Genomic DNA, 6,885 nt, shown 5'->3' with positions numbered 1-6,885 from the left:
ATCTCGCCTACCTCATCTACACGTCGGGCAGCACGGGCCGTCCCAAGGGCGTTGCCATCACCCAGGGCAATGCCGTCGCCTTCCTGCACTGGGCCCTGGCGACGTACTCGCCTGAAGAGCTCAAGGGTGTGCTCGCCGCGACGAGCCTCAACTTCGACCTCTCGGTGTTCGAGCTGTTCGCGCCGCTCTCCAGCGGAGGCGCCGTAGTGGTGGCACGCAATGCCTTGCACCTGGCGGAGCTGCCCACCGCGTGGGAGGTGACGCTCATCAACACCGTGCCCTCCGCCATGGCTCAACTGGTGCGGCTGGGCGCGGTGCCGGTGGGAGTGCGTGTCATCAACCTCGCGGGCGAAGCGCTGCCGGACACGTTGGCGAAGCAGGTCTACGCCGTGCCTTCGGTGCGCAAGCTCTACAACCTCTACGGCCCGTCCGAGGACACGACGTACTCGACAGGCTCGCTGGTGGGGCGCGAGGAAGCGCCGCTCATCGGCCGGCCCCTTCCTGCCACGCGCGCCTACGTCCTCGACGCCGCCTTGCAGCCCGTGCCCGTAGGTGTCGCCGGTGAGCTGTACCTCGCGGGCGAAGGTCAGGCGCGCGGCTACCTGCTGCGCCCCGACCTCACCGCGGAGCGTTTCGTCCCGGAGCCCTACGGCCCGCCGGGTGGCCGCATGTACCGCACGGGAGACCGTGTCCGGTACCGCGAGGACGGCCGGCTGGAATACCTCGGCCGCGTCGACTTCCAGGTGAAGGTGCGCGGCTTCCGCATCGAGCTGGGTGAAGTCGAAGCCGCCCTCCGTCGGGTTGCTGCCCTCAAGGATGCGGTGGTGGTGGCGAAGGGTGAAGCCGCCGACAAGCGCCTCGTCGCCTATGTCGTCGCGAAGGCCGGTGAGTCGCTTGAGGTGGAGTCCCTCAAGGCGCAGCTGCGTCAGGGCCTCCCCGAGTACATGGTGCCCGGCACGGTGGTGGTGCTGGACGCACTACCGCTCAACGCCAACGGCAAGGTGGACCGCAAGGCCCTGCCGGAACCCGAGGTGCCCCAGTCGGGCAGCACCTACCTCGCACCGCGCACGACGACGGAAGCGAGGCTCGCGGCCATTTGGGCCGAAGTGCTCCGGCTGCCGCAGGTGGGCGTGCGGGACTCCTTCTTCGAGCTGGGCGGCCACTCACTGCTCGCCACCCAGGTGGTCTCGCGCGTCCGCGCGGAGTTGAGCGTGGAGTTGCCCCTGCGCGCGCTCTTCGAGTCACCCACCGTGGAGGGGCTGGCCGGGCGTCTGGCCGGGCTCACCAGTTCCAGCGCCCCGGCCCTCACGCGCATCTCGCATGAGGGCCCGCTGCCACTGTCCTTCGCGCAGCAACGTCTCTGGCTGATTGATCAGCTCGAACCGGGCAGCCCCCTCTACAACATGCCCGTGGCGGTGCGGCTGGACGGCACCCTGCGCACGGACGTGCTGGAGCACGCGTTGCAGGAAGTCGTGCGCCGCCATGACGCCCTGCGCACCACGTTCGCCCAAGTGGACGGCGAGCCCGTGCAGGTCATCCACCCGGAAGCCGTCCTGCCGCTGGAACTCGTTGACCTGACCAGCGTGGACGCAACACAGCGGGAGGCCGAAGCGCGGGGGCGAATGGAGCAGGAGATGCGCGGGTCCTTCGACCTGCGCGTGGGCCCCCTCGTGCGCACGCTGCTCTTCAAGCTGGCGGAGCGGGAGCACATCCTCGTCGTCAACATGCACCACATCATCTCCGATGGCTGGTCGCTCGGGGTGCTGGTGCGAGAGGTGAGCGCGCTCTACGACGCGTTCGCCAACAGCCTGCCGTCTCCCTTGCGGGAGCTGCCGGTGCAGTACGCCGACTACGCCACCTGGCAGCGCCAGTGGCTCCAGGGGGAGGTCCTGGATGCACAACTTGGCTATTGGAAGCACCAGCTCTCTGGCGCTCCGGCCGTGCTGGAGCTGCCCATCGACAAGCCACGACCGGCGGTCCGCAGCACCGCGGGCTCGACGCTCGGCTTCTCGCTTCCGCGCGAGTTGACGGAGAAGCTGCGGAGCCTGGGCCATCACGAAGGCGGCTCGCTCTTCATGGTGCTGCTCGCCGGCTGGCAGGCCCTGCTGTCCCGCTACACGGGCCAGGACGACCTCAGCGTGGGCTCCCCCATCGCGGGCCGCACGCGCGCGGAGACGGAAGGCCTCATCGGCTTCTTCGTCAACACGCTCGTGCTCCGCGCGAAGGTGGAGGACAGCCAGTCCTTCCGCTCGCTGCTCCAGCAGGTGCGCGGCACGGTGCTCGAAGCCTATGAGCACCAGGACGTGCCCTTCGAGAAGCTCGTGGAGGTGCTCCAGCCCGCGCGCAGCCTCAGCCACACGCCCCTCTTCCAGACGCTGCTGGCACTCCAGAATGTCCCCACCGAGGACGTGCGTCTGCCGGGCCTGCGCCTGCGAGGCCTGGACTTCCAGCACGCGACCTCGAAGTTCGACTTGAGCATCTTCTTCTCGGAGACGCCGGACGGATTGCAGGGCGAGCTGGAGTACAGCACCGCGTTGTTCAATCGGAGCACCGCGGAGCGGATGGCCACCCATCTGCGCACGCTGCTGGAGGCCGTGGCCGCGAAGCCCGAGCAGTCCGTGGCGGAGCTGCCCCTGCTGGGAGCCGAAGAGCGTCAGCGCCTGCTGCTGGACTGGAACGACACCACGGTGGACAGCCCCACCGATGTTCCCGTCCATGTCCACTTCGCGCGCCAGGCCCGCCGCACGCCCGACGCCGTGGCCCTCGTCCAAGGCGAGGCCACGCTCACGTACGCCCAGCTCGACGCGCGCGCCAACCAACTGGCCAATCACCTGCGCGCGCTCGGCATCACGCCTGGCGCACGCGTCGGCCTCGCCGTCGAGCGCTCCTTCGAGCTGGTGGTCGCACTCCTCGCCATCCTCAAAGCCGGCGCGGCCTTCGTCCCGGTGGACCGCAATGCCCCCGTGGAGCGCATCGCCATGCTCCTGGAGGATGCCGACGTCGAGGTGGTCCTCACGCACCAGCCCTTCGCCTCACTGCTGCCCACCACCGGCACCCGTGTCTGGCTGGACGCGCAGCAAGACGTCCTCTCCGCGTTGCCCACGCATGCGCCTGACGTCGATGTGGACGGCGAGTCGCTCGCCTACGTCATGTTCACCTCTGGCAGCACGGGCCGTCCCAAGGGCGTCTGCGTGCCCCACCGGGGCATCACCCGACTGGTGCTGGGCAGCAGCTGGATGCGCTTCGGGTCCGACGAGGTCTGGAGCCAGGTCGCTCCCATTGCCTTCGACGCCTCCACGCTCGAAATCTGGGGCGCGCTGCTGCATGGCGCGAAGCTCGTCCTTGCTCCGCCCCATGCCCTCTCCCTGGAAGAGTTGGCCATGCTGCTGCGTCAGCACCGCGTGACGACGTCGTTCATGACGACCGCGCTCTTCGAGCAGATGGTCCTGCACCAGGGGGAAGCCGTGGCGGCGGTGCCGCAGGTCCTCACAGGGGGTGATGTCATGCCCTGGGCTCGCGTGAGCGCGCACCTGCCTCGTCTCTCCGCGGGCTCGACGCTGGTGCATGCCTATGGCCCCACGGAGAACACGACGATCTCCACCACGCTGGCCCTGCACCGCGACACGGTGGTGGAGGGCCCGGTGCCCATCGGCCGTCCCATCTCCAACGCCACGGCGTACGTGCTGGATGTGCACCTGCGCCCCGTTCCCGTGGGCGTCGCGGGCGAGGTGTACGTCGGTGGCCCCGGCCTTGCCTGGGGCTACCTCCACCGCCCCGACCTCACCGCGGAGCGCTTCGTCCCCCACCCCTTCGCCACCAGCCCTGGGGAGCGCCTCTACCGCACGGGTGACAAGGCCCGCTGGTGGGACGACGGCACGCTCGACTTCCTCGGTCGCGTCGACTTCCAGGTGAAGGTGCGCGGCTTCCGCATCGAACTGGGTGAAATCGAAACGGCCCTGCGTGCGGCCCCCGGCGTCAACGAGGCCGTTGTCATCGCGAAGGGAACCGACGGGGACAAGCGCCTCATCGGTTACGTCACCGCGCTCGAAGGCCACACCCTCGACGTTGACACCCTCAAGCGAGGCCTGAAGCAACACCTGCCCGAGTACATGGTGCCCTCCGCACTGCGGGTATTGGAGGCCCTGCCCCTCAATGCCAACGGCAAGGTGGACCGCAAGGTCCTGCCCGAGCCAGGCGATGCTCCGCGCACCTCCGCCTTCGCGGCCCCACGCAACGCCACCGAGGAACAGCTCGCGGCCCTCTTCACGCAGGTGCTCCATGTGGAGCGCGTCGGAGTGCAGGACGACTTCTTCGCGCTCGGCGGCCACTCCCTGCTGGCCACGCAGCTCGTCTCGCGCGTGCGTGCTGCCTTCGGCGTGGAGCTTCCCCTCCGGGCCCTCTTCGAGGCCCCCACGGTGGAAGCGCTCGCGAAGCGGCTCGAAGGGGTCCAGCGCACGCCGCACCAGGCGCCGCCGCTGCGGCCCACCTCGCGCGAGGGGGCCATTCCCCTCTCCTTCGCGCAGCAACGCCTGTGGCTGCTGGATCAGCTCCAGCCGGGAGACATCTCATACAACATCCCCGCGGCGCTCCGGCTGACGGGGCACGTGGACGTGGAGTCCCTGCGTCGTGCCTTCGAGGCGCTCGTCCAGCGCCATGAATCCCTGCGCACCACGCTCTCCGACGCCCACGAGGAACCGTCGCAGCGCATCCAGGACCCGTCGGTGTGGGACCTGCCTGGCATTGATGTGTCGTCCCTTCCCGAATCGCAGCGTGAGGAGGAGGCGCAGCGCGTCGCGGCCACGGAAGCGCGCCGCCCGTTCCACCTCGCCACGGGTCCACTCCTGCGCACCACCCTCGTGCGCCTGGGCGAGGAGGAGCACCTGCTGCTGGTGACGATGCACCACATCGTCTCCGACGGCTGGTCCATGGGCGTCTTCGTCCGCGAGCTGGCCGCCTTCTACGCGGCGTTCAGCACGGGCAGTACGCCGGCCCTTGCGCCCCTGCCCGTGCAGTACGCGGACTTCGCGACGTGGCAGCGCGAATGGCTCCAGGGTGAGGCCCTGGAAGCACAGATGGGCTACTGGAAGCAGCAGCTCACGGGAGCACCGGCCGCGCTGGAGCTGCCCACCGACCGGCCGCGCCCGCCCGTGCAGTCGCACCGAGGCTCGACCGTGCCTGTGCGGCTCTCGCGGCCTGTCTCAGAAGCGCTCAAGGCTCTCTCCCACCGTGAGGGCGCGACGCCCTTCATGACCTTGCTGGCCACCTTCCAGGTGCTCCTGTCGCGCTACTCCGGCCAGGATGACATCAACGTGGGCTCGCCCATCGCGGGGCGCACCCAGGCGGAGACGGAGGGCCTCATCGGCTTCTTCGTCAACACGCTGGTGCTGCGCGCTCACGTGAAGCCCCATGCGACGTTCCGGGAGCTGCTGGCCCAGGTGCGCGGCACCACGCTCGCCGCCTACGAGCACCAGCACCTGCCCTTCGAGAAGCTCGTCGAAGCAGTGCAGCCCGCGCGCGACCTGAGCCGCAGTGCGCTCTTCCAGGCGATGTTCTCACTCCAGAATGCGGCCACCGAAACACTGCGCGTCCCCGGTCTTTCCTTCCAGCCCGTTGACGTGGCCGCGAGTTCCGCCAAGTTCGACCTGACGCTCACCTTGCAGGAGTCGCCCCAGGGCTTCGTCGGCTCGCTGACGTACGCCACGGACCTCTTCGACGCCTCGACCGTTCAGCGCATGGCCGGCCACCTGGGCGTGCTGCTGGAGGCCATCGCCACGACGCCGGACACGACGCTCGCGAACCTGCCCCTGCTCACCGACACCGAGCGCCAGCGGTTGCTCGTGGATTGGAACGGCCCGCGCGTCGACTTCCCGCGCGACACCTGCATCCACGATGCCTTCGCGGCCCAGGCCCGCCTCACGCCCGACGCCCTGGCCGTCGTGTGCCGTGAGGAGCAGCTCACCTTCCGGGAACTCGATGCGCGCGCCAATCAACTGGCCCATCGCCTGACGTCACTCGGCGTTGGCCCGGACGTGCGCGTGGTGCTCTGCGTGGAGCGCTCGGTGGAAGCCCTCGTGGGCCTCCTCGGCACGCTCAAGGCCGGCGGCGCCTACGTGCCCATCGACCCGAGCTACCCGCGTGAATGGCTCGCCCACGTCCTCCAGGACACCGGCGCACCGGTGGTGCTCACGCAAAAGCACCTTCTCGGCACCCTGCCGCCACACTCCGCGCACGACCTCTGCCTGGATTCGCACGTGGCGGACCTTGCCCACGAATCACGAGAAGCGCCCGCGAGCGGCGTGTCTCCGGAGCACCTGGCCTACATCATCTACACCTCGGGCAGCACCGGCCGCCCCAAGGGCGTGATGATCCAGCACCGCTCCGTGCTGAACCTGCGCCTGGCGCTGGCGAGCACCGTGCACACTGACGCCAAGAAGGCGGAGCGGGTCAGCGTCAACGCGCCGCTGTCCTTCGACGCCTCCGTGAAGCAGCTCATCCAGGTGCTGGATGGCCACACGCTCTGCATCGTCCCGGACGAGGCCCGTACCGACGTGGGCGAGCTGGTGAAGCGCATCGGCCAGGACGCGCTGGATGTCCTCGACTGCTCGCCCGCGCACCTGCGCCTCCTCCTGGAGGAAGGCCTGCTGGCGCGCGAGTCCGTGCCCCGCCGTGTCCTCGTGGGCGGTGAGGCCGTGGACCCCGCGACGTGGAGTCACCTCGCGGCGAATGAGCGCATGCGGGTCTTCAACGTCTACGGCCCTACCGAGTGCACGGTGGACGCCACGGCGTGCGCATTCGACGCCTCGCCCACGCCCACCATCGGCCGGCCGTTGCCCAACGTCCGTGTCTACGTGCTCGACCGCAACCTCCACCCGGTGCCCACGGGTG

The 6,885-nt window shown here is 69.4% G+C and carries 1 protein-coding gene; it reads left to right on the top strand.

Going from position 1 to position 6,885, the window contains the following annotated elements:
• On the top strand, positions 1 to 6,885 hold a 6,885-nt coding region (locus tag D7X12_RS37270; protein ID WP_120629954.1), incomplete at both ends, for a non-ribosomal peptide synthetase.

The organism is Corallococcus sicarius, assembly GCF_003611735.1.
Taxonomy (GTDB): domain Bacteria; phylum Myxococcota; class Myxococcia; order Myxococcales; family Myxococcaceae; genus Corallococcus; species Corallococcus sicarius.
The sequence above is the reverse complement of the archived record's forward strand: the minus strand, read 5'-3'. Positions and strand labels throughout refer to the sequence as shown.